This is a genomic window from Kitasatospora sp. NPDC024654, assembly GCF_055559155.1.
In genome coordinates this window covers 1-26,337 of record NZ_JBVHLF010000036.1, presented here as the reverse complement: position 1 = coordinate 26,337, position 26,337 = coordinate 1, and the positions used below count along the sequence as shown (strand labels likewise).

The 26,337-nt window shown below is 73.9% G+C and carries 21 protein-coding genes and 1 pseudogene; 18 read left to right on the top strand and 4 right to left on the bottom strand.

The genetic code is table 11. The features are described 5' to 3' along the window. The first annotated feature begins 17 nt into the window (after nt 1-17). The 6 genes from ACZ38L_RS21550 to ACZ38L_RS21525 all read left to right on the top strand — a co-directional run bounded on the left by ACZ38L_RS21550 (nt 18) and on the right by ACZ38L_RS21525 (nt 7,352). Nucleotides 18-1,280 (top strand): SPFH domain-containing protein, encoded by a 1,263-nt coding sequence (locus tag ACZ38L_RS21550; protein ID WP_465695899.1) that lies wholly within the window; start codon nt 18-20, stop codon nt 1,278-1,280. A gap of 267 nt (nt 1,281-1,547) precedes the next feature. Continuing rightward, nucleotides 1,548-3,773, top strand: coding sequence for an alpha-galactosidase (locus ACZ38L_RS21545; RefSeq protein WP_465695897.1), 2,226 nt, complete (start codon nt 1,548-1,550; stop codon nt 3,771-3,773). A gap of 72 nt (nt 3,774-3,845) precedes the next feature. Then, on the top strand, nt 3,846-4,538 hold the full coding sequence (locus ACZ38L_RS21540) for a class I SAM-dependent methyltransferase (protein ID WP_465695895.1): 693 nt from the start codon (nt 3,846-3,848) through the stop codon (nt 4,536-4,538). Between the two features lie 164 nt (nt 4,539-4,702). Continuing rightward, entirely contained in the window at nt 4,703-5,860 is a 1,158-nt protein-coding gene (locus tag ACZ38L_RS21535; RefSeq protein ID WP_465695892.1) for a serine hydrolase domain-containing protein, read from the top strand. 341 nt (nt 5,861-6,201) lie between these two features. After that, nucleotides 6,202-6,684: an inorganic diphosphatase gene (locus ACZ38L_RS21530; protein WP_465695889.1), complete on the top strand. Its 483-nt coding sequence runs from the start codon at nt 6,202-6,204 to the stop codon at nt 6,682-6,684. Beyond that, complete coding sequence (locus ACZ38L_RS21525; RefSeq protein WP_465695887.1) at nt 6,681-7,352, top strand: SixA phosphatase family protein; 672 nt, start codon at nt 6,681-6,683, stop codon at nt 7,350-7,352. The genes ACZ38L_RS21530 and ACZ38L_RS21525 overlap by 4 nt, the downstream gene beginning before the upstream one ends. 98 nt (nt 7,353-7,450) lie before the next feature. On the opposite strand, the gene ACZ38L_RS21520 is transcribed toward ACZ38L_RS21525, so the two are convergent. Next, on the bottom strand, nt 7,451-8,101 hold the full coding sequence (locus ACZ38L_RS21520) for a TetR/AcrR family transcriptional regulator (protein ID WP_465695885.1): 651 nt from the start codon (nt 8,099-8,101) through the stop codon (nt 7,451-7,453). Nucleotides 8,102-8,233: 132 nt separating this feature from the next. Between ACZ38L_RS21520 and ACZ38L_RS21515 the strand changes: the two genes are divergently transcribed. After that, nucleotides 8,234-9,268, top strand: coding sequence for a medium chain dehydrogenase/reductase family protein (locus ACZ38L_RS21515; protein ID WP_465695883.1), 1,035 nt, complete (start codon nt 8,234-8,236; stop codon nt 9,266-9,268). A gap of 19 nt (nt 9,269-9,287) precedes the next feature. Here ACZ38L_RS21515 and ACZ38L_RS21510 read toward each other — a convergent pair whose 3' ends face one another. Continuing rightward, nucleotides 9,288-10,427 (bottom strand): PP2C family protein-serine/threonine phosphatase, encoded by a 1,140-nt coding sequence (locus ACZ38L_RS21510; RefSeq protein ID WP_465695881.1) that lies wholly within the window; start codon nt 10,425-10,427, stop codon nt 9,288-9,290. Nucleotides 10,428-11,027: 600 nt separating this feature from the next. On the opposite strand from ACZ38L_RS21510, the gene ACZ38L_RS21505 reads away from it, so the two are divergent. Together ACZ38L_RS21505 and ACZ38L_RS21500 are read left to right on the top strand one after the other, a co-directional pair. Further along, nucleotides 11,028-11,573 (top strand): hypothetical protein, encoded by a 546-nt coding sequence (locus tag ACZ38L_RS21505; protein WP_465695877.1) that lies wholly within the window; start codon nt 11,028-11,030, stop codon nt 11,571-11,573. 114 nt (nt 11,574-11,687) lie between these two features. Next, nucleotides 11,688-12,301 (top strand): annotated as a pseudogene (locus ACZ38L_RS21500) (SAM-dependent methyltransferase). A 456-nt stretch (nt 12,302-12,757) separates the two neighbouring features. Here the strand turns inward: ACZ38L_RS21500 and ACZ38L_RS21495 are convergent. Next, nucleotides 12,758-14,104: a COG1470 family protein gene (locus ACZ38L_RS21495; RefSeq protein ID WP_465695874.1), complete on the bottom strand. Its 1,347-nt coding sequence runs from the start codon at nt 14,102-14,104 to the stop codon at nt 12,758-12,760. A gap of 227 nt (nt 14,105-14,331) precedes the next feature. Between ACZ38L_RS21495 and ACZ38L_RS21490 the strand changes: the two genes are divergently transcribed. The 9 genes from ACZ38L_RS21490 (at nt 14,332) to ACZ38L_RS21450 (ending at nt 24,209) form a co-directional block, all read left to right on the top strand. Beyond that, nucleotides 14,332-15,072, top strand: coding sequence for a helix-turn-helix transcriptional regulator (locus tag ACZ38L_RS21490; protein WP_465695872.1), 741 nt, complete (start codon nt 14,332-14,334; stop codon nt 15,070-15,072). Between the two features lie 135 nt (nt 15,073-15,207). Beyond that, the gene (locus ACZ38L_RS21485) at nt 15,208-18,390 is read left to right on the top strand and encodes a hypothetical protein (RefSeq protein WP_465695870.1); all 3,183 of its coding nucleotides are present in this window, start codon (nt 15,208-15,210) and stop codon (nt 18,388-18,390) included. After that, a complete protein-coding gene (locus ACZ38L_RS21480; protein ID WP_465695868.1) occupies nt 18,387-19,094 on the top strand; it encodes a Pvc16 family protein in 708 nt (235 codons plus the stop codon). Before ACZ38L_RS21485 ends, ACZ38L_RS21480 begins: the two co-directional genes overlap by 4 nt. Next, nucleotides 19,091-19,396 (top strand): hypothetical protein, encoded by a 306-nt coding sequence (locus ACZ38L_RS21475; RefSeq protein WP_465695864.1) that lies wholly within the window; start codon nt 19,091-19,093, stop codon nt 19,394-19,396. The genes ACZ38L_RS21480 and ACZ38L_RS21475 overlap by 4 nt, the downstream gene beginning before the upstream one ends. Before the next feature lie 157 nt (nt 19,397-19,553). Further along, nucleotides 19,554-21,389, top strand: coding sequence for an ATP-binding protein (locus ACZ38L_RS21470; RefSeq protein ID WP_465696019.1), 1,836 nt, complete (start codon nt 19,554-19,556; stop codon nt 21,387-21,389). Between the two features lie 161 nt (nt 21,390-21,550). Continuing rightward, on the top strand, nt 21,551-23,095 hold the full coding sequence (locus ACZ38L_RS21465; protein ID WP_465695860.1) for a phage tail sheath family protein: 1,545 nt from the start codon (nt 21,551-21,553) through the stop codon (nt 23,093-23,095). 39 nt (nt 23,096-23,134) lie between these two features. Continuing rightward, nucleotides 23,135-23,575 (top strand): phage tail protein, encoded by a 441-nt coding sequence (locus tag ACZ38L_RS21460; protein ID WP_396562780.1) that lies wholly within the window; start codon nt 23,135-23,137, stop codon nt 23,573-23,575. After that, the gene (locus ACZ38L_RS21455) at nt 23,572-24,054 is read left to right on the top strand and encodes a hypothetical protein (protein WP_465695854.1); all 483 of its coding nucleotides are present in this window, start codon (nt 23,572-23,574) and stop codon (nt 24,052-24,054) included. Before ACZ38L_RS21460 ends, ACZ38L_RS21455 begins: the two co-directional genes overlap by 4 nt. Further along, a complete protein-coding gene (locus tag ACZ38L_RS21450; protein ID WP_465695853.1) occupies nt 24,051-24,209 on the top strand; it encodes a DUF6760 family protein in 159 nt (52 codons plus the stop codon). Before ACZ38L_RS21455 ends, ACZ38L_RS21450 begins: the two co-directional genes overlap by 4 nt. 598 nt (nt 24,210-24,807) lie before the next feature. Here the strand turns inward: ACZ38L_RS21450 and ACZ38L_RS21445 are convergent. Beyond that, nucleotides 24,808-25,227 carry a hypothetical protein gene (locus ACZ38L_RS21445; protein ID WP_465695851.1) on the bottom strand — a complete coding sequence of 140 codons (420 nt, stop codon included), beginning with the start codon at nt 25,225-25,227 and terminating at the stop codon, nt 24,808-24,810. Between the last annotated feature and the right edge of the window lie 1,110 nt (nt 25,228-26,337).

Below are 26,337 nucleotides of genomic sequence, written 5' to 3'. Positions count from 1 at the left end.
ACCCAGAGGAGTCCGCCATGTTGTTCTGGCACGTTCCCGCGCCGAACGAAGCCCTGTTGATCTCCGGTTCCAAGCGACAGGCGCAGGACACCCAGTTCCGGATCGTCACCGGTCACGGCAGCTTCGTGATGCCGGTCAAGCAGAAGGCCCGGATCCTCTCGCTGGCGCTGCGGGAGGCGGAGATCGCCGAGGACTGCGTGACCCAGCAGGGCATCCGGCTGACCGTGCGGGCGGTCACCGTCTTCAAGGTGGGCGACGACTTCGTCTCGATCGCCAACGCGGCCCGGCGCTTCCTGGCCGAGCAGGACCGGATGGAGGAGCTGGTCGGCCGGATCTTCGCGGGCCACCTGCGCTCGATCGTCGGCGGCCTGACGGTGGAGCAGATCATCCGGGAGCGGGACCGGGTCTCCCAGGAGGTCAAGGAGGGCAGCCACACCGAGATGGAGAAGCTCGGGATCGTGGTCGACGCGCTGCAGATCCAGGAGATCGAGGACGCCTCCGGCTACATCACCAACCTGGCCGCCCCGCACGCCTCGGCGGTCGCCAGCCAGGCCCGGATCGCCCAGGCCAAGGCCGACCAGCTGGCCGCCGAGCGGGAGCAGGAGGCCGCCGCGCTCAAGGCGCAGTACGAGCGGGACACCGCGATCAAGCGGGCGGGGTTCGTGGCCGAGACCGAGCAGGCCAACGCCCGGGCCGCGCAGGCCGGACCGCTGGCCGAGGCCAAGGCCTCGCAGGAGGTCATCGCCGAGCAGACGCTGCTGGCGCAGCGTCAGGCCGAGCTGGCCGCGCAGCGCCTGGAGGCCGAGGTCCGGCGCCCGGCGGACGCGGAGGCGTACCGGCAGCGCACCCTGGCCGAGGCGCAGCGGGACCGGGCGAAGTTCGAGGCCGAGGGTGAGGCGTACCGGCGCACCACGCTGGCGACGGCGGAGGCGCAGGCGGTCCGGGTCCAGGCGGACGGCAGCGCGTACGCCGAGCGGACCACCGCCGAGGCGCAGTCGGCGGCGAACGCCGCGCGGGCCGAGTCGCTGCGCGGCGGCAACCAGGAGCTGATCGCCGCCAACCGGATCGTCGAGCAGCTGCCGGCGTTGGTGGACGCGGCGGCCCGGGGGCTGGCCGGAGCCAACCTGACCGTGCTGAACGGGACGGACGGGGTGAACCAGCTGGCGGCCGGGGTGGTCGGGCAGGGGCTGGCGATCCTCGACACGCTGCGGCAGGGGACCACGGCGGCGGGACAGGCGCGGGAGACCGCGCCGAGCGGGAAGTCGGTCGACCTGAGCTGAGGTGCGACCGTTCGGCGACAGCGCGGGGACCCGGCGGTTGGGCCGTCCGGGTCCCCGCGCCGCACGCCCGGGTGGGGCGGGCGGGGCAGTCCGGTGCGATCCGTTGACATGGCCGCCGCACTGCGCTGTCATGTGTGCTAAGTCGTTTGATTCTGTCCGAACCTGATAACTCTTCGGACTGTTCTGTCGCAGCTCGCGCTGCGGTACGGCACCATGGCGGTGCCCGCGGCCGCGGGTGCCCGCGCCCACCCACCCCACGGAGGACAGTTGTCCAGATTCTCCACGGCCGCGAGGCGGTTGTTCCGTCCCGTGCTAGCCCTGGCGCTCGTCGCGGCGGCCGCGCCGGCGGCCCTGCTGTCGGCCTCCCCGGCCCGGGCCGAGGCCAACGGCGTGGCGCTCAGCCCCCCGATGGGCTGGAGCAGCTGGAGTTACCTCCGGCAGAATCCGACAGAAGCGAACATCGAGGCCGAGGCCAAGGCGCTCTCCACCAGCGGCCTGCTCTCGCACGGCTACCAGTACGTCAACATCGACGACTTCTGGTACCTCAACCCCTCCACCACGGTGGACTCCTACGGTCGTTGGGCGACCGACCCGAGCCGCTTCCCGGACGGCATGGGCGCGGTCGGCAGCTATGTCCACGGCCTGGGCGAGAAGTTCGGGATGTACCTCACCCCGGGTATCCCGGTCGCCGCCTACAACCAGAACACACCGATCGCGGGAACCTCCTTCCACGCCCGGGACATCGTCTCCAACACGACGAGCTACGAGACCAACTACAACTTCGGCTCCGGCTCGATGTACTACATCGACTACGCCAAGAACCCGGTGGCGGCCCAGGCCTTCCTCAACTCCTGGGCGGACCAGCTGGCTTCGTACGGAGTGGACTACCTGAAGATCGACGGGGTGGGGGACTGGGACGTTCCCGACATCCAGCACTGGTCGCAGGCGCTCAACCAGACCGGCCGCCCGATCCACCTCGAACTCTCCAACTCGCTCGACGTCAACAACGCCTCCACCTGGCAGAGTTACGCCAACGGCTGGCGGATCGACGGCGACATCGAGTGCTACTGCGGCAGCTCCTCCTACCCGCTGACCAGTTGGAGCCGGGTTGCCAGCCGGTTCGGCGACGCGCCGCAGTGGACCTCCTACGCCGGCCCCGGCGGCTGGAACGACCTGGACTCGGTCGAGGTCGGCAACGGCGCCAACGACGGACTCACCACCGACGAACGGCAGACCCAGCTCACCCTCTGGGCGATCGTGGGCGCGCCGCTGCTGCTCGGCACGGACCTCACCAACCTGGACAGCGGTGACCTCGCGCTGCTCGACAACGACGAGGTGATCGGCGTCGACCAGGCCGGCCACCCGGCCTCGCCGGTGGACCGGCTGACCCAGCAGCAGGTCTGGGCCGCTCCCAACGGCGACGGCAGCTACACCGTCGCCCTGTTCAACCTCGGGGACAGCCCGGCCGCCGTCACCGCGCGCTGGTCGGACGTCGGCTTCAGCGGCTCGGCCGCGGTGCGCGACCTGTGGAGCCACACCGACCTCGGCAGCGCGAACGGCAGCTTCTCCGCCACCCTCCCCGCGCACGGCAGCCGACTGCTCCGGGTCACCCCCGCGGCCGGCACGCACTACACCGCGCTGCACTACCAACTGGTCAACTCGGCGACCGGCCAGGCCCTCGACGTCAGCGGCGCGGCCACCGGGGACTACGCCGCTGTGGTGCAGCAGCCGGTCGGTGGCGGCGCCGACCAGCAGTGGCAGCTGGTGCCGACCGGTGACGGGTACTACAAGATCGACAACGTCAACAGCGGCCTGCTGGTGAACATCCCGGGTGGCACCACGGTGAGCGGCACCCCGCTGATCCAGTACCACGACGACGACGCCGCCAACTCCCAGTGGCGGCTGACCCCGGACGGCAACGGCGGCTACACCGTCACCGCCCGCTCGGACGGCCAGGCGCTCGACCTGGCCGGCGGCTCGGGCGCGGCGGCCGGCGCGCCCGCCGTCCAGTCCACCGCGAGCGGTGCGGCGAGCCAGCACTGGCGGCTGGTCCCGCTGCCCGTCCCGGGCGCGCGGTACAAGCTGGTCAACGCGGCGAGCGGTGGGCGGATGGACGTCAACTACGACTCCACGGCGGACGACGCGGCGATCCTCCAGTGGGAGGACAACGAACGGCCCGACCAGCTCTGGACGTTCAACGCGCAGGGCAACGGGGTCTACACCGTGGTCAACGCCAACAGTGGCAAGCTGCTCAACATCCCCGGCCCGACCACCGCGGAGGGCACCCAGCTGATCCAGTACCACGACGACGGCAACAGCAACTCGCGCTGGACGCTGGTCGACGCCGGACCCAACCGGATCCAGCTGCGCAGCGTCTACGACGGCCTGCTGGTCGACCTCGACAACAGCTCGCTCTCCGATGGCGGCGTGGTACTGCAGTGGCACGCCGACGGCGGCACCAACCAGATCTGGTCGCTGGTCCCGCCGTCCTGACCCGGCGGTGTCCGGTCGGGCGGGGGCGGCTGCCGTCCCCGCCCGACCCCGCTGCCGAAGTACGCTTCTGACATGCGGAATTGGGAGCGGGGAGCGGGCCGGGCGCCGGCCGGCCCGCTGCCGGCCGGGGCGGCGGGGTACGGCGTGGCGGCCGAGCGACTGGCCGAGCAGTACGAGGGCGTGACCTTCGAGGAGGTCCACCGGGACGTCCTGCCGCTGCTTCCGGCGGTCCCCGGCCGGGTGGTCGACCTCGGCGCGGGCACCGGCCGGGACGCCGCCGCGCTGGCTGCCCGCGGCCACCGGGTCACCGCCGTCGAGCCGACCCCCGAGCTGCGCCGGATCGGCCGACGACGGCACGCCGCCGCGGAGATCGACTGGATCGACTCCTTCCTTCCGGAACTACCTGGTGTGCGGGGCGAGTTCGACCTCATCCTGGCCGCCGCGGTCTGGATGCACCTGGACCGGCCGGAACGAGCCCGCGCCATGCGCCGGCTGCCCGGGCTGCTGGCGCCTGCCGGCCGGGTCGTCCTCACCCTTCGGCACGGGCCGATCCCGGCGGGCCGCCGGATGTTCGAGGTGTCCGCGGCCGAGACCGTGGACCTCGCCCGCGGTGTCGGCCTGGCCCCGCTCTGGCTCGGCGAGCGCGCCGACCTCCACCACCGCCCGGGAGTCCACTGGAGCGTGCTGGTCCTGGGGCCGGAGCCGTCCGAGCCGGACCCGTCCGAGCGGGAATCTCCGGTGCGGGGATCCGCCGTCAACCACTGACGCGGGACCGGTCGAGCGGGTCGCGACCGCTCCGGGGGCCGCCCGTCCGGGGCTCCACCTCCCGTGCCCCCACCGGCCGATGCGGTGGGCGGGAATAGCGGTGTGGGGCGCGCTGCTTGAGGTGACCTCAGGGATTTCGAGCACGTCGGTGTGAGGAGTTGGACATGCGGTCAGGAGTTGTGGTGTGGGGCACGGTTGCCGAGGGGTTCGAGTCGGTTCGCGAGGAGTTCGCGGCGGTCGCCGCCGAGCAAGGGGACGACTACGCGGGCCAGTTGGCGGCCCATGTGCACGGTGAGCGGGTGGTGGACCTGTGGACCGGGCCGGACTTCGGCGCCGACACGCTCACCGGGGTGTTCTCCGCCACGAAGGGCGCTGCCTACCTGGTGGTCGCGCTGCTGGTGCAGGACGGGGTGCTGGACCTGGATGAGCGGGTGAGCCACTACTGGCCCGAGTTCGCCGTCGAGGGCAAGCAGGAGGTGACCCTGCGCGAGCTGCTGGCCCACCGGGCCGGGTTGGTGGGCGCGGACGCGGGCTTCACCGTCGAGGAGTTGGCGGACGACGAGGTGATCGCCGCCCGCCTCGCCACCCAGCGTCCCTACTGGCGTCCGGGAACGGCGTTCGGCTACCACGCGCTGGTGATCGGAGCGCTGACCGGCGAGGTGGTGCGGCGGGTGACCGGGCGCGGCATCCAGCAGCACTTCGAGGAGCGGGTGCGTGCCCCCTACGGCCTGGACTTCTACCTCGGCCTGCCGTCCGCGCTGGAGGAGCGGTTCGCGACCACGCTGCCCATGCGGCCCACGGCGGAGCAGGAGGCCCAGCTGGCGGCGGCCGCGACGGGCGACCAGAGCCTGACCGGGATCGCGTTCAACCGCAACCACCCCAAGGCACCGGCGCTGGAGGAGTTGCCGAATCACGTGGTGGTGCGGGCCAAGGGGCCGGCCTCGGTGGGTGGCGTGGCCTCCGGGCGGGGGATGGCCGGGATGTACGCGGCGGCGATCAGCGGTGGTGGCGGGCTCGGGCCGCTGTTGAGCGCGCGGACGGTGGCGCTGTTCGGGCAGATCCACTCGGTCGGCTACGACGTGGTGACGCGCGACCACAACGCCCTCGCACTCGGTTTCCTCGCGGTGGACGGCAGCTACCCGGGCCTGGGGCAGGGGGCGTTCGGGCACAGTGGTGCGGCCGGCCAGCTGTCCCTCGCCGATCCGCGCTCCGGCCTCGCCTACGGCTACAACCGCCGTCGCTTCGCCTTCCCGGGCGGTGCGGCTCCGGAGAACGCCCGCCTGGTCGCCGCTGTCCACGCGGCGGCCACCGCGGCCCGCTGACCCGCCGCGCCCGTCCCCGCGCCGGAGCGCCGCTCACCGGGGAGACCTGGTCCGTGGCGGCCGGCCGTGGGACGGGCCGGGCGCCACCCGGTGGCCGCCCCGCCGATCGCGCCGGTGGCGGGCGTGGCGCGCCGTTCGGCGGCGTGGCGGTCGTTGGCCGCGGCCTCGGGTGCGCCGTACTGTGGCAACGTCGTACGGCGGTGGGGCTTGCCGTGAACCGCGGCTTCGAGCCGACAACAGCCCCTACCTTGACCGGTAGGCGGACTGTGTCCGTGTGATCATCGTGGACCGTCTCCCGGCCCGGTCGCCAGCCACAGCACGGGCGCCGAGGAGAGGCAGCGATGGAGTTCGACGTGACGGTGGAGATCCCGCAGGGGTCCCGCAACAAGTACGAGATGGATCACGCGCTGGGGCGGATCCGCCTGGACCGGATGCTGTTCACCTCCACGCGCTATCCGGCCGACTACGGCTACATCGAGGGCACCCTCGGTCTGGACGGGGATCCGCTGGACGCGCTGGTCCTGGTCGGCGAGCCGACGTTCCCGGGCTGCACGATCCACTGCCGGGCCCTGGGCATGTTCCGGATGGGTGATGAGCAGGGCGAGGACGACAAGGTGCTGTGCCTGCCGGCCGAGGACCCGCGGCTGGCGAAGTTCCAGGAGATCGACGACGTCCCGGAGCACGACCGGATGGAGATCCAGCACTTCTTCGAGGTGTACAAGGACCTGGAGCCCGGCAAGTCGGTGCGGGGCGCGGACTGGACCGGCCGGGCCGCCGCCGAGGCCGAGATCGAGGCCGCCCGCCGGCGCCTGTCCGGCAGGTGAACGGCGGGACCGTCGCCGCCCCGCGCGGACCTGCCCGTGCCGACCAGCAGGAACACGACCGGGTGTTGAACGGTCCGGACGCCACCGGCGACAGCTCCGGGCCCGGCGCGCCCACCACGGCCGGGGCCGTCCGCGCCGGATCCGAGGTCCACGCGGTGCCGTGCCGGCGGCTGGTGGTGCTGCGACACGCCAAGTCCGCCTGGCCCGATGTGCCGGACGAGGAGCGGCCGTTGGCCGATCGGGGGCTGCGCGACGCCCCGGCGGCCGGCCGCTGGCTGCGCGAGGCCGGCATCCGTCCGGACGCGGTGGTCTGCTCGCCCACGCTGCGCACCCGGCAGACCTGGGAGCTGGTCTCCGGTGAACTCGGGGCGCCGCCAGAGCGGTTGGTGTTCGACGAGCGAGTCTACGGCGCGGGCGGGGCCCGCCTGCTGGAGGTGGTGCGCGAACTGCCGGACGAGTGGCGGTGCGTGCTGCTGGTGGGTCACCAACCGGGCGTGCAGGAGCTCGTGTTGGCGCTGGCCGGTGACGTCGGGGGGAAGGTGGCGCGGAAGTTCCCGACCGCGGGGATCGCGGTCCTCGCCCTGGACGGACCGTGGGCGCGGGCGGTCGAGGGAGTGGCCCGGCTGAGCGCGTTCGTCGCCCCCCGCGGCCGGGGCGGTCCCGGGTGAGTGCCGCCCGGGCGGGCCGGGCGGCGGGGTGCGGAACGTGCTCCCGCGACAGAGCCGGTCGTTGACCGCCGTGGGTGCGGCGGGTCCGCGTCGTGCTGTCAGTGGTTGGTGAGGCTCTCCGCCTCGGCGTTGTAGAGCTCCGTGGGATCGAGTCCCATACCGGTGAAATGGCCCGCGAGTTCGAGGGACAGGACGCCGTGGAGGCGGGTCCAGAAGGCGAGAGCGCGGCGGAGCGCCGATGGCGGGGCCTGGTGTTCGCGTGCCCAGGACCGGTGTTCGGCCAGGTGCTCGTCGAGGGGTGTCGCCGGGGTGGCGGGTGGCTGCTCGGTGGCGCAGGCGTCGAGCAGGACGGCCATGATCTCGGAGGTGATCCGGGTGGTGTCCTCGGGGGCCTGGTACCCGGGCACGGGGGTGCCGTAGACGAGGAGGTAGCGCTGCGGGTCGTCCAGGGCCCACCGGCGCAGGGCGTCCGCCAGCCCGGCGAGGTCGGAGCCGGCCGCGGCGCGGGCGCGGAAGGTGTCGGCGAGGCTGCGGTAGGCGTCCCGGATGAGCTCGGTGATCAGCTCGTCGCGGTTGGCGAAGTACCGGTAGAGGGCGGGCCCGCTCATCCCGATCCGCTTGGCGATGGCGTTGAGGGACAGGGCGGACGCCCCGGCGGTGGCGATCTGCTCCCAGGCGTGCTCCTTGATCTCCTCCCGCACCTGGGAGCGGTAGCGCTCCCGGGGGGTCCTCGCGTCCGACTCGGCCATGCCCGCCTCCAGACCTCATGACTACAGCGTCTACGTCTCGTTAGAGGTTATCACCATCCTTCTTGACTCTCGCTCGGGAATGCTGTTACAACTTCTAACGAACGCAACAGTGTCTATGAAAAGGGGATGGTCATGAAGACCGAACGCCTCGTCCAGGTCGTTCTGCCGGGCATCGTGGCTCCGGAGGGCCTGGAGATCCGCCATGGCGCCGTGCCGGTGGCCGGCCGGGGCCAGATCGTGATCGCCATGGAGGCGAGCGGCGTTTCGTTCGCCGAGCAGCAGATGCGCCGCGGGCGGTACTACCACCAGCCGCCCTTCCCGTTCGTGCCCGGCTACGACCTGGTGGGCCGGGTGCTGACCATCGGCGAGGGCGTCGATCCGAGCCTGGTCGGGCGGCGGGTGGCCGCACTGGTGAAGGTCGGCGGGTGGGCCAGCCACGTACTCGTCGACGCCGACGACGCCGTGCTCGTCCCGGACGGCCTCACGGCGGCGGAGGCGGAGACCGTGGTGGTCAACGGCATCACCGCCTGGCAGATGCTGCACCGCCGGGCGCGGGTGCGCGCCGGGCAGACCGTGCTGGTACACGGCGCCAGCGGCGGGGTGGGCTCCGTCCTCGTGCAGCTGGCCAGTGCGGCCGGTGCGAAGGTGATCGGCACGGCCTCCGCCCGGCACCACGACGCCCTCCGCGAGCTCGGCGTGATCCCGGTCGACTACCGCGCCGGAGACGTTGCGACCCGGGTCCGGGAGCTGGCGCCCGGCGGGGTGGACGCCGTCTTCGACCACGTCGGCGGCCGGAGTGTCATCGACTCCTGGCACCTGCTCGCCCCCGGCGGCACCCTGGTCGCCTACGGCAGCGCCTCCACCCGCGACGACACCGGCTCCAAGCAGCGGCCCGTGCTGAAGATCCTCGCCCGCACCTGGCTCTGGAACACCCTGCCCAACGGCCGCCGGGCCTACTTCTACAACATCTGGGCCGGCCGGGCACTGAGCAGGACCCGCTTCCGCGCCCGCCTGCGCGCCGACCTCACCCAGGTGTTCGCGGCCCTCCGCGGCGGTGACATCACCGCCCGCATCGCCGTCCAGCTCCCGCTCACCCGCGCGGCCGAGGCGCTGCGCCTGGCGGAGTCCGGCACGGTCAGCGGCAAGGTCGTCCTGACCCGCGACTAGCCGCTCCCCGTGTCGGGTCTCAGCTCCTCGTGGTCGAGTCCCGTTCGCCCTTGGTCGCGTGACGTTCGATCGCGATCATGGCCGCGTCGTCACTGAGTCGTCCGCCGACGTAGCTGACCAGGTCGTCGCAGATATGGCCGAGGAGCGCTTTGGCATGGCAGTGGGTGCGGGTGGTGAGCCGTTCGGTGAGGGGGTAGAAGGCTCCGAGGGCGTTGCGGGCCTCGATGACGCCGTCGGTGTAGAGCAGGAGGGTCTCGTCGGCACGGAAGCTGAAGGTCTCGAGGTGGTAGGTGGTTTCCGTCAGCATGCCGAGGCCCAGCGGGGGCGCGGGTTGGCTGGCGTTGAGCGTCACGACCTCGTTCGCCCGCAGGAGCAAGGGGGGCGGGTGGCCGCAGGTGATGCTCCGCACGACGGGCTCGTCGTCGGGAACGTCGAGGATCGTGGCGGTGACGAATGACTCCTCGGCCTCCTCGGGTTCCGCGGCTTCCCTCATGTTGCTGCGGATGCTCCTGTCCAGGTACGCCGCGAGTTCCGGCAGAGTGGCCTGCTCGCGGGCCGCGTCCCGGAACGTGCCGATGAGCAGGGCGGCGTCGCCGACGGCGGTCAGGCCCTTGCCCCGGACATCGCCGATGATCAACCGTGTCCCCGTGGGGGTGCGCACGGCGGCGTAGAGGTCTCCCCCGATGTGTGCTTCGTCCTCGGCGGCCAGGTACACGGAGACCAGGCGCAGCGGCCCGAGCCGGTGGGGCAGGTCGGGCAGCACGGCGAGTTGCGCGGCCTCGGAGACCGTTCGCACCTGTACCAGTTCTTGCTGGTGCCGCTTCGACAGGTAGCGGGTGGCCGTGCAGAACGCCGAGGTCACGATCAGGGCCACCATCTGCGGTGGGGATGCCGACTGGCGTACCGCGTAGATGGCCGCTAGGGCCGCCACGGCAGCGGCCGCGACCAGCCCGGTGAGCCGGGGGCTGGCGTACCAGGCGGTGACCACGGGGACCATGATCAGCAGGTCGCCCAGATGAATGGAGGCGGTGAACGAAAGATCGGTGAGCGTGATCGCCGCGATGACCAGGAAGGGCGTCGTCGCCAGCACGGGATGGGGCTGCCGCACGCCGCCCGGTCGAGCCAGCAACCGCAGGTCCCCGGTTTCTCGCTGCACCATGCATACCTACGGAGTGTCACCGTCGCGAAATCCTCCGCACCCGGCAGTTCGCCTGGCCTGGATCTCGATAGGTCCCATTCTGGGCACGAGTGCGTTCTCCCGCAGCAGGGGGCCGCGCGGCGCACCTGGAACGGGCGACGGCCGGGGTGCTGGGGAAGCCCGGCGGGTGCGGCGGCGACCCCCGCCCCGGACAGTCTCCCCGCGGTCCTTCCCATGCTCCTGGGCACGCCGTCCACGTTCGCCTGGCCAGGGGGCGGGGCAGCACCTCCTGCCGAACGGTCGGCTCGACATGCCGGGCCTCGAAGATCGCGCCGCCCGGGCGGCACGCCCACCTGGGTCCACTCGCACGTGCTTCCGTCGGGACCGGTGACACACCCGCTGGCCTGATCGCGGTGACCCGCCCGGGGACCGGCGACCGGCTCCGCCGCCGTCCCGCGGCACCGCCCCCGCGCCGCGTCAAGGCGGACCGGATGGCCAGAATCCGGCGGCATCAGGCCAGTCGGACGACGAACATCCTTGCCAGTGTCAGGAGTTGGTGTGGGTCTGCTAATCGTTGGACGGCCCCGCGGCGGGCCGATCGTCGAGCAGAAAGGCATCACCATGCCTCTTCGCAGAGCACTGTCAGCCACTCGCGTCGCCGTCACGGTCGCCGCCGTGGCCGTGGCGGCCCTCGTCGCTCCCGGCACCGCGATGGCCTCGGCCGAGGCGCCGGTCCTCGCCCTCACCACTGCGGACATCCAGGCGGCACGGACGGTCGTGCACCCGGACGCTTTCACCAACTGCACCGTCAGCACCACCGGGAACATCGCCCTCACTCCCGGCACCAGCCTCGCCCAGGGCGTCAACCTCTGTTCCGGCAGCTACGAGCTGGCCATGCAGGCCGACGGCAACCTCGTGGTCTACGGCCCCGGCGGCGCGGCGCTCTGGTACAGCGGCACGGTGAACCCCGGGACCACCGTGGCGGACGCGCAGACCGACGGCAACTTCGTGGTCTACTCGGGCAGCACCGCCCTGTGGAACTCGCGCACCGGGGGGAACCCCGGCGCCTACGTGTGCTTCCAGACCGACGGCAACCTGGTGGTCTACAAGCCCAACAACGGCCAGTACACCTGCAGCGGCGGCTACCTGTGGGACGCCGCCAGCTGAGCGGTCCGACCCGCACCACTTCGCGGCCCGCCCGGGCCCGCGGGGCGGGACGACGCGTCGCTCCGGCCGATTATGCGGTCGCCGATCCGTGGACTGGGCTGGGACGATACCGGTATGGCACGAACATTCGAGGATCTGGTGGCGGAGGCGGAGTCGGCCCCGGTGGAGGGTTGGGACTTCTCCTGGCTGCGGGGGCGAGCCACCGAGCAGCGCCCGTCGTGGGGCTACCAGGGCATGATGAGTGAGCGGATGGCGCGGGCCTCGGCCGCCCTGGACGGCCAGACCGGCGGCGCCCCCACTGCCGTTCGGTGACGGGGCGTTCGACCTGGTGGTCAGTCGACACCCGGTCACCGTCTGGTGGGAGGAGATCGCCCGGGTGCTCCGGCCGAGCGACACGTACTTCTCCCAGCAGGTCGGCCCGGCCAGCGTCTTCGAGCTGGTCGAGTACTTCCTCGGCCCGCAGCCGGAGGAGGTGCGCCGCAAGCGCCACCCCCACGACGCCCGCCGGGCTGGAGGTCGTGGACCTGCGCTCGGAGTCGCTTCGTACCGAGTTCTTCGACGTCGGCGCGGTGATCTACTTCCTCCGGAAGGTGATCTGGATGGTGCCCGGCTTCACCGTCGACCAGTACCGCGACAGGCTGCGGCAGTTGCACGACCGGATCCAGAGCGAGGGCCCGTTCGTGGCCCACACCACACGGTTCCTCATCGAGGCCCGCAGGCTCGCCTGACACCGGCCCGCCGCCCGCCCCGAGCGGCGCCGTCCGGACCGTCCCACGGAACCCGCGTCGAGCGAGGGCCTGCGCCGCCCGCGGCGGACGGTGCGCGCTCCCGCTCCCGCCCCCGGCAGCTCAACCGCGCAACGCTACAACGGGACCGGCGGAACGTCACCGGCACCGAGGGGCAGCCTCCGCCGTCCGCGGGGGCCACCCCGACTGTCCCGCGAGGGCGAACCGGTCGGTCTCGTGCGACCACGCGTTGTTGTTGACGGTTTCACAAACCGGCCATGGTGTCCATCATGTGTTGACACGAGCATGGTGTAGGCCAAGGGGCGAGAGGGATATGGTGACAGCAGAGATGAACCGGTCGGCTCCGACGAAGGGGACCGGGTGACATCTCAGGGGCATCCGGCGGAGACTTCCGGGCGGGCGGCTGCCCGGGGAGGGAGGGCCGCCCGGCACACCGTTTCAGTTTCCCGGTTCGAGGTCGCTCAGTTCTCCGCTGACGTTGAGCAGTTCGTGGCACGAGGACGCCTGCTTCCCCGAGGCCGGGGTGCCCGGCTGCTGGCAGGTCACGTTCGCCGTCACCGTCTGGTCCTCGGGGACCTCGATGGGAGTCACCCAGTGGTAGTCCTGGTTGCGGAAGGTCTCCAAGGCGATGGTGGTGATGGTCTGATCGCCGAACTTGATGGTCAACAGCCCTTGGTCGCCTTGGAAGTTGGCGATGACGATGTCGGTGATGCCGAAGACCTTGCCCTGCGGAACCTGGTAGCTGCCCACCGTGGAGGCGCCGCTCGCGGTCTGCACGTCGATCGTCGCGGAGCTCTGCTGGCCGGTCCCCGGCACCGCCAGGCCGGGGCTGCCGTTGCCGCCGCCCCCACCACCGTTGTTCTGCGGCCCGCTCCCCGGCCGCGTCTGGCCGCCGGTGCCGCCGCCGGACGAGCCGGGCGAGGCCGCGCCGGCGCCGGGCGGCGTGCCGGGAGCGGCGCTCTGTTGGGCGACGGCCTGTTCCGCGGCCTGTTTGGCGGAGCTCTGCACGGCCGGGCGCACCAGGGCGAACCAGGCCAGCAGCAGCGCGAGCAGTGCCGCGAGCAGCGCGAGCAACCACCTGGGGAAGATCGGGAGCTGGACGAACTCGCCGTCCAGCACGTGCCGTTGGCCGGCTGCCGGGGGTCGGTCGCCCGGCTTGTCCGCGGTCCTGCCGTCGGTGTCCTCGTCCTGGCCGACGGCGACCTCGAAGGGCCAGGTGACCGGTTTGCCGAACCAGATCAGCTTGCGGGTGCGGGCCTGCACCCGCACCTCGCCGGACTCGCCGGGTTCGAGGCGCAGCCGGCCCGCGGTGACCCGGAACCGCAGGTCCTCGCCGGCCTGCCCGGGGGTGAACGTCACGGTGCCGGCAGCGTTCCCCAGGTTCCGGGCCGAGGCCCGGTGGCGCGCGCGGAGCCAGCCGCGGCGGCGGCGGGGAGCGAGCGCGGCGCGCAGCTCGTGGAACGGCGTCACGGTGACCGTGGTCTCCGGAACGGCCACCAGCTCGGGGCGCTCGGTGGGCAACACCCGGATGCCGAGCGGGAATTCACCGGCCCGCACCTCGGGGGAGCGGGGTGGTGCGAGGCGGACCGTCACCGTCTCGGACGTCCCGGGGTAGAGAGAGACCCGGGCCGGCTCGACCGTCGTCCACGGTGCGCAGTCGCCGACCACCTCCAACGAGTACGCCTCAACGATGTCGGTGTCGTTGCGTACCGTCAGGGTCGTGGTGGCCACCCCTCCGGGCGCCACCGTCAGTGCGGGCAGGCCGAGTTCGGCGGATGTGGGCATAGCGCGACGGTAGGGCCGCCGGACGCCCCGGGGAGAGAGCCGCGCGGGCAAGCCGCGGGCACACCCCTTGCCCGCGCGAACAACCCGGCCCTGCCCGGCCCGGTTGCCGCGGGCCGCTCGACACACGCTCCACGCTCCACGCAGGCTCACGGCCGGCCCCGCGATGTGGCAGCCGGTCGTCATCACCACACCTCCACTGGCGCCGCACAGGCAGAACGGAACGGTTGATGACGTCGATCGAGAGAATCCATGAGGCAGCCACGACTCATCACGCTGCCGTGGCAACGCAGTTGGGCGGTGCCCGAGTCCCCGGCCGGGCCGCGTCCGCCGAGCTGCGCGGCGATCCGGGCCGGGTGCTGGTGGCGGTGTACGCGGAGGACATCATCCTGCAGACGGGCGTCGTCCAGCAGCTGCGGCAGCGGCCCGAGGTGGAGCTGCTCACCGACGACGAGGTCGCGAAGGCCCAGGTCACCCTGATGGTGGTCGACGGCCTGAACGACGCGGTGGCCGACCACCTGCGCCGGCTGCGGCTCGGCACGTCGGGCCGGATCGGGTTGGTGGTGGGCCACTTCGAGGCCGGCGGGTTGCAGACCATCATCGAGTGCGGCGTCGCCGCCGTGCTGCGCCGGTCGGAGGCGGACCAGGACCGGTTGGTCCACCTGATCACCGCGTTGGCCAACGGTGAGGGCGTGATGCCCGGGGACCTGCTCGGCGAGCTGCTCGACCGGGTCGGGAGCATCCAGCGCACCATGCTCGACCCGCGTGGGCTCACCCTGTCGACCCTGACGGCCCGGGAGGCGGAGATGCTGCGGCTGGTCGCCGAGGGCCTCGACACGAGTGAGATCGCGGCCCGGACCTCGTACTCCGAACGCACCGTCAAGAACGTGCTGCACGAGGTCACCACGCGGCTGGGCCTGCGCAACCGGGCGCACGCGGTGGGGTACGCGATGCGCCGCGGTCTCATCTGAGGCCCCCGGCGCGGTGGTTTGCCCTTCGGGGACACAGGTTGTTACCCCCGTCTCGGGTGCCCGGGGTCTGTCCCCGGGCACCCGAGACGGGGAGACTGCCGGGAGCACCGCCCGTCTCGGCATGTGAGGTTGAGCGTGATCGGCGCCACCGGCACTCCCCGCTCCATCCGGCGGTCGGCCCGCGCCGCCGTCGCGGTACTGCTGTCCCTGACGGCGGCCGTGGTGACGCTCGGCGCCGCGAACTCCGACGGACAGGCCGGGGCCCGCGATCCGGCGTCCAGCGGACCCGCCCCGGCCGCCGGTCGGATCGTCTTCGCCGGCACGGACCACCGCAGCCTGGCCCAGGTGACCGGCACGGGGGCCAGCACACCGCTGTTCGGACCCGGCCCCGCCCACTTCGACGAGGACCCCTCGGCCCGCGGTGGCCAGCTGGTCTTCACCAGCCTGCGGGACGGCCCACTGCCCCAGGTGTACCTGCGCGACGCCTCCGGCGGGGTGCACGAGCTGACCACCGGCATGGACGCCGCCGACCCGACCCTGACCCCGGACGGCAAGGCCGTCGTCTTCGACGCGCTGGAGCCCGGCGGACCCGGCGGCAAGTCCCAGCGGGTCCTGTGGGTGATCAACAGCGACGGCACCGGACTGCGCCGGCTCACCGACGGAACGGCCGACGAGACGAACCCGACGGTCTCGCCCGACGGCGAGTGGGTCGCGTACGCGTGCGACGGCGACCCGGCGCACACCCAGATCTACCTGCGGCCGCTGGCCGGCGGTCCGCCGACCGAAGTCACCCGGGTGACCACCGGCAACGCCGTCGACCCGGCCTGGAACCCGGTGAACGACGACGCGCACCGTGACCAGATCGTCTACACCTGGGACCAGGGCGGCGGGCGCGGCCCACAGCTGGTGCTCACCTCGCCCGACGGGGGTGACCGGCCGTTCTTCCCCGCCACCGGCTCCACCTGGCAGACCGGGTCGGCCGCCTGGCTGCCCGACGGCAGTGGGGTCCTCTTCCTGAGCCCCAACCAGCCCGACGGCTCCCTGACCTCGGTCCAGAACGTCTACCGTGCCCCGACCTGCTCCTGTACCCCGCCCCAACTGGTCTACAGCGACAACCGGTTGATCGCGACGCCGACCTGGCTGGGCAGCCAGACCGACGGCGGGCCCGTGGTGTCGCAGACCAGCGCCGTCGCCGCGAACACGGCCGACCTGGAGGACGTCCTCCCCGACGGGGGCGACCCGCGCGACCTGGGCGTCAGCGTGCTGAACGAGGACCCGGCCGCCGACACCAACACCAACCCCGACCCCGCCGCCGACCCGCTGTTCCACCCCCGCCCGGGCTACGACCCGTGGTACGAGCGGCAGAGCTACACGCCCGACGGCCGGCAGATCGTGGTGACCCGCTACGAGGACTCGCCGGCCGGCCGGATCGAACGGATCTGGCTGACCGACGCCGACGGTTCGAACCCGCACCCGATGAACCTCGCCGGGCGCGGCCCGAACGACTGGGACACCGACCCCACCTTCTCGCCGGACGGCAAGCTGATCGCGTTCAGCAGGACGTCTCCCGGCGGCGCCCAAGGGCAGTCCGGACCGGGGCGGATCATGATCGCCCAGGTGTCCACCGGCGCGATCGTGGGCACCGTGGAGCCGCCGGCCAGCCAGGAAGGCGCCTCCGACACCGAACCCTTCTGGTCCCCGGACGGCAAGCTGATCGCGTTCAGCAGGACCGAGGCGATCAACGGCAACGCCGGCAACATGCACGTCTGGACCGTGCCCGTCGACGACCTCGCCCAGCAGACCGACCTGAGCCGGGCGGCCTGCCCGGGCGCCTGCGACGTCATCGACGACAGCCCGGTGTTCTCGCCGGACGGGCAGCGCATCGCCTTCAACCGCAAGGGCGGTGACGGCGGGGACAACCAGCAGGACGGCGTCCTGGTCATGTCGTCGAGCGGCAGCGGCTGCACGGTGGTCCTGCCCGCGGGGCTCAGCCAGGACACCAGCGCCTGCGACCGCCCGCTGCCGGACACCTCCACCACGGGCCCGTTCCAGCCCCGCGACGTCGCCTGGACGGCGAACGGCGCTCAGCTGGTGCTGACCTCCCGCCGGGCCCTGGCGCCCGACTCGCCGGAGGGGCTGTCGGTCTACGACTTCGCCACCGGCACGCTCACCCCCCTGGACTGGCGGCTGCCGGGACGCCAGAAGGAGCCGAGCATCCAGCAGTCCGTCGACCTGTCGCTGAGCGCGCCCGCCGGCGCGCCCCCGGTCCACCCCGGCGGCGGCACCAGTGTGGCGATCACCGTGACCGACAAGGGCCCCGCGCCCTCGCCCGGCACCGTCCTCACGGCGTCGGTGCCGACGGGCGCCCGGCTCGACGGGCTGACCGCCCCGGTCGGGCAGTGCGACGCGCAGTCCCTGCGCTGCGACCTCGGCACCCTGGCACCGGGCGCGGTCGTCCAGGTGACCGCCACCCTCGTCGGCACGGAGGTCGGCCAGCAGCAGTTCGGCTGGAGCGTGGCCGGGACGGTGGTCGACCCGAACCCCGAGGACAACGCCGCGCAGACGATCCTCCCCGTCGCGGCCGCACCGCCCCCCTCGTCAGCACCGCCCGCCACTTCCGCACCCCCCTCGCCACCGCCTCCCACGTCCACACCGCAGGCGCTCCCCGCGCCGCAGGCCGGCCCGGGAGTGTCGGTCGGCGCGCAGCCGGATCCCGGCTACGTCGGCGGCCGGGTGACCGTCAGCTACACGGTGCGCAACACCGGCCAGGCGCTGGCGACCGGGCTGCACCTGTCGCTCGGCCTGCCCGCGGGCGTCCCCACCGAGCCCCTGCCCCCCGGCTGCACGGGCGGAGTCTGCGAGCTCGGCGACCTGTCCCCGGGCGGCACCGAGGTGGTGCAGGTGGTGCTGTCACCCGACGCGGCGCTGCGGACCACCGTCACCACGGTGCTGACCACCACCGGCACCGACGCCGACCCGGGACCCCACGTGGCGAGCACTCCGCTGCGCATCCTCCAGCCCCGCATCGTCGCGGTGCCGCCGATCGGCAAGCCCGGCTTCGTGACCTCCGTGCGCGGCGTGGACTTCCCGCCCGGCGTGCCGGTGCGGTTCACCTGGCAGCCCGGCATCACCGCGGCCGCTGCGCCCACCTACCCGAGGGCCGACGGGACCTTCGCGGGCCAGCTGCTCATCCTCCCCAAGGACGAGACGGGCCCGCGGACCATCACCGCCGGCGGACCCGGGTTCTCCCCGGTGACCTGCCCCTTCCTGGTGGTGGAGGGCAGCATCGGCCCGCCGGGGGAGGTGGAACGGCGGTGATCCACGAGGTCGACGAGGCGCTGCGGCTGCTGCTCGCCGAGACCGGCCTGCCGGAGCGCGGGGTCGAGCTCGTCTTCGACTCGCCCACCCGGGAGTGGGCCGCCCGGCGCAACGCCCCGACGGTCAGCGTCTTCCTCTACGGGATCCGCGAGGAGACCGCCCGCCGGCAGGCCGGTGCCGTCGAGGAGCACGACGCGGACGGCCTGGTCGTCGGCCGGCGGGCCGCGCCCCGCTGGTTCGAGCTGGCCTACCTGGTGACGGCGTGGACCAACCGGCCGCAGGACGAGCACCGACTGCTGGCGGAGGTGCTGCAGTGCCTGACGACCGTGGACGCGCTGCCCGAGCGGGTGCTCACCGGCACGCTCGCCCGGCTCGGGCTCACCGTCGGGCTCGACACCGCCGGGAGCGGCACGGGCCTGCCGTCGGTGTCCGACGTGTGGTCCGCCCTCGGCGGCGAGCTGCGACCCTCGATCGACCTCAGGGTGTTCGCCCCGCTGCCCGGCGGGCGCGGCCCCGTGGGGCCCCCGGTCACCGACGGGCTCGTGGTGCGCGCCACCGACACCACCGAGGACGCCGCAGGCTCCGGCGCCGGCCGCCGGCTGCGCTACCGCGGCGGCACGGATCCCGGCCCGGACGGCTTCGCGGCCCCCCGGGAGCGCCCGTTGCCGCCGGGCCGCCGGCAGCGCGGCGGCCCGGCGCGATGAGCGTCGACCTCGGGGCGGCCAGGAGCGACCCGACGGCCGGCCTCGACCACCTGTGGGACCGGCTGCGGCGCGTCGAGCAGCGGGTCCGGTCCGCGGTCCGCGACCGCAGGGCCGGCGACCCGGACCCGGACGACCCGTACCGCGGCCAGTACCTCAGCCCGGAGGCGGTGGAGCGGATCCTGGCGACCTGCGCCCCGGCGGGCGGGGCCGGGGGGGGGGGGGGGGGCGGGCCCCCCCCCCCCCCCAGGTCCCTGCTCTCGAGCCTCGCCAGCGGCTTCTGGCTTCTTCCGGTGGAACTCTAACTCCTCCCCGTGGTGACCGCCCCCCACCTCCACGCACCCCCCCCTCACCCCCCCCCCCCCCCCCCCCCCCCCCCCCCCCCCCCCCCCCCCCCCCCCCCCCCCCCCCCCCCCCCCACCGCCCGGTTCCCGGCTCGAGCGGCTCGCCGGCGGCTTCGGGCTGCTCCCGGTGGACCTCGAACTGCTCCTGGTGGCGATCGCCCCCGACCTCGACGCCCGCTTCGAACAGCTCTACGGCTACCTCAACGACGACCTGACCCAGCGCCGCCCGACGATCGGGCTCGCGCTCGAACTCTGCGGGCTGCCGGCAGCCGGAGCCGGCCGCTTCCGTTTCTCGGCGCAGGCCCCGCTGATCGCCGGTGGCCTGGTGGAGATCACCGAGCCGGAGCGCCCGCTGCTCTCCCGGATCCTGCGGGTGCCCGACCGGGTGACGGCCCATCTGCTCGGCGACGACCGGTTCGACAGCGCGCTGCACGGGCTGGTCCGGCTCGGCCGGCCGGGCGCCGAGGCGCCCGCGGAGCCGGCCCGCCGTCTGGGCGTCGCCGCGGCGGACGGCAGCGGACTGGTGTACCTGCTGGACCGGGGCGGCCACGCCGGCCTGCTGGCGGTGGACGCCCTCGCGGCCGGCGGCCGGCCGCCCCTGGCCGTCGACGCCGCCGCGCTCGCCGCCCGCCCACCGGACGCCACCGTGTGCGCGCTCGCCCGGGAGGCGCGGCTGCGCGGCAGCGGTGTCGTGCTGGGCCCGTTGGACCGGCTCGAACCCGAACGCCCCGAGCGGGTCCGGCTGTTGCGCGAGCTGTGCGCGCGGCTCGCCGGCGTGCCGCTGGTGGTGCACGGCGGCCGGCCGTGGGATCCGGCCTGGGCGCGGGAGAGCCCGCTGGTGATCACCGTTCCGCCACCGGACCCGCGGCAGCGCGCCGAGCAGTGGGCACGCGCGCTGAGTGCGGCGCAGGCACCGCCGGGCGGCCCGGCGGGGCAGCCCGCGCGGGCCCCGTTGGGCGCCGAGTTGGCCGAGGCGATCGCCCCGTACCGGCTGGACCAGGAGCAGGTGGCGCGGGCCGCCGAGGTGGCGGTCAGGACGGCGGCCGCCCGGGGCCGCCCGGTGCGCGCCGAGGACGTGCGGGCCGCGGTGCGAGCCCAGAACGGTGCGGGACTCGCCCGTCTCGCCCGCCGGATCGACCCCGCGGTCGGCTGGGACGATCTGGTGCTGCCCGAACCCACCGGGCGCCGGCTGCGCGAGCTCGTCCTGCGGGCCACCCACCGCGACCAGGTGCTCGGCCGGTGGCGGATGCGGCCGGGCGGCGGGCGGGGGCGCGGGGTGATCGCCCTGTTCGCGGGGGAGTCGGGCACCGGCAAGACGATGTCGGCCGAGGTGGTGGCCGCCGAGCTCGGCATGGAGCTGTACGTCGTGGACCTGTCCACCGTGGTGGACAAGTACCTCGGCGAGACGGAGAAGAACCTGGAGCGTATCTTCACCGAGGCCGCGCAGGTGAACGGCGTCCTGCTGTTCGACGAGGCCGACGCGCTCTTCGGGAAGCGCTCGCAGGTCAAGGACGCCCACGACCGCCACGCGAACGTGGAGTCGGCGTACCTGCTGCAGCGCATGGAGTCCTTCGACGGGATCGCGGTGCTGACGACCAATCTGCGCGCCAACCTCGACGAGGCGTTCACCCGGCGGCTGGACGTCATCGCGGAGTTCCCGCTGCCGGACGAGGAGCGGCGACGCGTCCTGTGGGACCGCTGTCTGGGCCCGCACCTGCCCCGCGGTGACGACCTCGACCTGGAGTACTGCGCGCGGCACTTCGAGCTCGCCGGCGGTTCCATCCGGTCCTGCGCGGTGACCGCGGCCTACCTGGCGGCCGAGACGGGCCGGCCGCTGGGCATGGCGCAGCTGGTGTCCGCGGTGGTCGCCGAGTACCGCAAGCTCGGCCGCCTGGTCCTGGAGGGCGAGTTCGGGTCGTGGCTGGGCGTCCTCGGGGACGGCGAGTGCGCCTGACCCCACGGGGCCCGCCGCCGGCGCCGCCCCGCGGGGACCCGCGGCGGTGGCCGCCGGGGGCAGCGTCCTTGCCCCCGGTCTGGAACCCCGGGACATGTCCCCGGCAGGTGGCCGGGCAGCAGACTCGGGGGGCGAACAACGGGCCACCCGAAGGAGCGAGCATGCCGTCGTACCTCACCCCGGGCGTGTACGTGGAGGAGGTCCAGTCCGGTGCCCGGCCGATCGAGGGAGTCGGCACGGCCGTCGCCGCCCTGGTCGGCTTCGCCGAGACCGGACCCTTCCACGAGCCGACCCTGGTGACCAACTGGGACCAGTACGTCCGGACGTTCGGCGGCTTCACCGAAGGCACCTACCTGCCGCACGCCGTCTACGGCTTCTTCGCCAACGGCGGCGGCTCCGCCTACATCGTCCGGGTCGGCGACCCGGCCCGGCAGGCGGCCGACGGTGGGCCGGACCCCGCCCGCAGCGTGCCCCCGCCCACCGCGGTCGCGGGCTTCCTCTTCTCCGCCCTGCCCGGCGCGGGCGGCGACGTGTCGGTCGAGATCGCCGACACCGAGGGGGAGAACGTCCCGGAGGACCGGTTCCGGCTGCTGGTCCGCAGGGGCGGCGAGGTCGCCGAGACCTACGACGTGTCGACCCGCAAGAACACCAGGGGATATGTCGTCACCCAGCTGCGGGAGTCCAAGCTCGTCACGGTCACCGAGCAGCCCGGCACCGCGCCGAGCCGCCCCGAGCGCCAGACCCACGCCCTCGCCGCCGCGCCCGCCCCCGCGCCGGCGGCCGCCCCCGCCACCCGCCTCGACCCCGCCGAGTACGTCGGCGACGCCTCGGCCCGGACCGGCTTCGCGGGGCTGGAGGCGATCGACGAGATCACCATGGTCGCGGTCCCCGACCTGATGAGCGCCCACCAGCGCGGCGACCTCGACGCGGAGGGCCTGCGGACCGTCCAGCTGGCGGTGATGTCGCACTGCGAGCAGATGGGCGACCGGATCGCCGTGCTGGATCCGCCGCCGGGCCTGAACGCCCAGCAGATGCGCACCTGGCGCTACGACGAGGCGGGCTTCGACTCCCGCTACGCCGCCCTGTACTACCCGTGGATCAAGGTGTTCGACCCGGCGAGCGGCCGCAACGTGCTGGTCCCCCCGAGTGGGCACGTCGCCGGGGTGTGGGCGCGCAGCGACGCCGAACGCGGCGTGCACAAGGCCCCGGCCAACGAGATCATCCGCGGCGCGGTGGACCTGGAGCTCCGCCTCAGCAAGGGCGAGCAGGACCTGTTGAACCCGATCGGCGTCAACTGCGTGCGCGCCTTCCCCGGGCGCGGTATCCGGATCTGGGGCGCGCGCACCCTCTCCTCGGACCCCGCCTGGCGCTACCTCAACGTGCGGCGGCTCTTCAACTACCTGGAGGAGTCCATCCTCCTGGGGACCCAGTGGGTGGTCTTCGAGCCCAACGACGACCGGCTGTGGTCCAGCGTCCGCCGGAACATCACCGCGTTCCTGACCGAGGAGTGGCGGCGCGGCGCGCTGTTCGGCCAGACGGCGGCCGAGGCCTTCTACGTCAAGTGCGACCGCGACAACAACCCCCAGGAGTCCATCGACCTCGGGCAGGTGGTGTGCGAGATCGGGGTCGCTCCGGTGAAGCCCGCCGAGTTCGTGGTGTTCCGGCTGTCCCAGTTCTCCGACAGCACGAGCCTCGTCAACGAGTGACCAGCAGCATCGGCACCCACCGGAAGGTGACAGGAAGTCATGGCTGAAGGCGATCCGCTCTCCACGCATATCTTCGGCGTCCAACTCGGCGGCTACAACGTCGAGTCCGTCAAGGCGATCACCAATCTGACGGTCGATCAGGATGTCGTCGAGTACAAGCAGGTGACCCAGCAGGGCAAGCTGATCGTCCGTAAGCAGCCCGGCGCCCGGCTGCCCGGCGAGGTGACGATCACCCGCGGTCTCGACAAGAGCAGCGCGTTCACGAGCTGGATCAAGGAGACCCTCAACAACGGCGCGATCAACACCGCGCGGCAGAACCTCACCATCGAGGTCAAGGACACCACCGGCGCCACCCTGCGCCGCATCCAGCTGACCAACGCCTGGGCCAGCCGCTGGGAGGGCCCCACGCTCACCGCGGGCGAGTCGAACGCCGCGACCGAGACCGTGACCATCGTGTTCGAGGAGATCACCGTCGAATGAGGCGACGGATCGGCCTTGAGGAACTCCTGGAGCAGGCCCCGGCCCCGGCGTCGCAGACCGCCGCGCCGCAGCCGCGCCGCCCCGGTCACCCGGACCCCCGGGGGCACGGGCCGCGTACGGAGTTCGAGTTCGAGCTGCCGCTCGGCTACGTCGACGACGACGGCACGGTGCACCGGCACGGCGCCATGCGCCTGGCCACCGCGCGCGACGAGCTGATGCCCCAGATCGACAAGCGGGTCAAGGAGAACCCGGCGTACCTGAGCGTGGTGCTGCTGAGCCACGTGATCACCAGGCTCGGCACCGTCACCGACGTGCACGCCGGTGTCGTCGAGCAGATGTACGCCACCGACGTCGCGTTCCTCCAGGACCTCTACCAGCGGATCAACAGCGAAGGCCACACGCGCGCCGCGGTGACCTGCCCGCACTGCGACGGCTCCTTCGAGGTGGACCTCGCTGGTGGGCGCCTGGGGGAATCGTGACGTACGCGCCTGCTCGGCTGTACGAGGAGGTCGCGTACATCGCCTACCACTTCCACTGGCAGCGGGAGGACATCCTCGACCTGACCCACCGCGAACGCGGGCAGTGGGTCCGGGAGATCGCGCGGATCAACACCCGCGTCAACGAAGGCGGGTGAGCGGGGTGGGGTTCCGGGACAGGTTCACCCGGCGGCGGGCCGGCGGGGCGGTGGGTGGTGGCGCGGGCGATGGCGGTGACGGGGCGGGCGCGCCCGGCCGGCGGGACTCCGGTGCCGGCGGCCGGGACGGGCGGTGGCACGCGGTCGAGCCCTTGACCCCGGCCATCGCGGGGCCGGTCTCCCGGATCAGCGACGGCCTGCGGTTCCGCTCCCGGCTCGCCTCCTGGCAGGACCCGTCGCTCTGCGGCACGCTCGGCCACGCGGTGCTCCCGACCGCTCCGGCGGGGATCCTACGGGCGGTGGCACGGCCGCCTGGTGCGGCCACCACGGTCGCCGGAGCGGACGAGCTCGCGCTGCGGCACGCGGCGGCGCCGGGGACGGCGGCGATGGCGCCGGAGGCGGAGGAACCGGCGGAGCCGGGGGAGACCCGGCAGATCCAGAGCTCCCCGGGGGCGCGGCGACTGCCCGTCAGGCCGGGTCCGCCGGTGGCACGCGGGGGCGGTGGGGCCGGCCCGGGCGCTCCCACGGAGGGCGACGGTGGCACCGCGACGGCCGGCGCGCACCCGGCGTCCGATCGCGGCGCCGGGACGTCCCCGCGTCAGGTCGGCCCGGTGCTGCCGCGCCCGATCGGCGAACCGCTGACCGTGGCGCCGCGCCCCCGGCCGCTGCCCACCCGCCCGGTGTCGGTGGTCCCGCTCCGGAGCGGGGAGCGCCGCGCGGGCGCGGCACCGGCGCACCGGGCCGCCGCAGGGCCGCCGCCCGCGGCGCCGGGGGAGCCGAGCGCCAGCGCCGGCCCACCCGAGACCCCCACGCGGACCGTGGCGGAGCGAACCGGTGCCGCCCCGGGCCCGGCCACCGCCTCCGGGCCGCCGCCAGCCGGGCACGCCGACGGCGTGGTGCGGCGCGCTACCACGAAGGGCGCCGCCTCGGGCCGACCCGTCCTCGGCGCACCACTGACCTCGCTGCCCGTGACCGCCGCGCCAGGGCCCGCCGCCGGCGGCTCCGAAAGTGCTGACATGACGTCAAATCCCGTACTGATGCCGATCGTTCCCGTGGCCTCGGAGCCGGTCGGACCGGCCGGGGACCCGCCCGGCAGAGCAGGCCGGGGTGCTCGCGAGGGCGGCGGGCCCCCCACCCGGTGGCCGGGCGGGCGTGCCGTGGGCGTGCCCGGCGGGCCGGGCCGGCCGGCCGCAGTGCCGCAACCGGGCGGCGGGCAGGCACCCGCTCGTCCCGAGGACGGACCGCTCGGCGCCACCCACGCGCTCGGCGGCTCCGCCGTCCGGGAACCGGGGAGGTCGGCTCCCTTCCACCCGGCCCCCGGGGCCGGCGACGCCACCCACATCCAGCGCGCGCCCTCCGCGAGCGAGGGTTCCCCGCCCGCGCCGCCGTCGGCATCGTCCGGCCCCACCACGCGGGTGCGCCGTGGCTCCACCACCGCCCGCACGCGTGGGGGTCTGGGCGCGCCCCTCGACGCTCTGCCGCCGACCGCGGCCGTACCGGCCGGCGGCACCGCGCCGCTGTTCGGCGGGCGCGGCACCGTGCGGCGGGTCCCGGAACCGGTGACGGCCGAGGTCACGAGCGGCGGGACCGGAACCGGGCGGGAGCACGGCACCCCCACCCTCCCCGCACCACCGCGGCCGGCCGCGCCCACCGGGATGGTGTTGCGCGGGGAAGGGGACCGCGTCGCCCGCGACGCGGTCGCCGACAGGCGGCCCCCGGAGGGCGCGCCGGAGCCAACGGCCCTCCAGCGCGGGGTCGGTGACGTGCGCCGCGGCCCGCACCCCGGCGCTCGGGGCGCGGACCTGAGCGCGGGTCCGGGCCGGACCGGGGATGCGGGAGGGCACGTCGCGGGAGCCGACCCGTGGGCGTTCGACGCCGTACCGGGGAAGGCGGGTGCCTCCGCCTCCCCGCTGCCCGGCCCCGGACCGGACCGGTCCTCAGCCGTGTCGAGGCCGCCCGCCCGCGCGGCCCACCAGGTGCCCGCCGCAGCGCCGGACCCGACCGGTGCACGGCTCGGCTCCGATCGCGGCACGGGCGTGGGGGGGGGGGGGGGGGGGGGGGGGGGGGGGGGGGGGGGGGGGGGGGGGGGGGGGGGGGGGGGGGGGGGGGGGGGGGGGGGGGGGGGGGG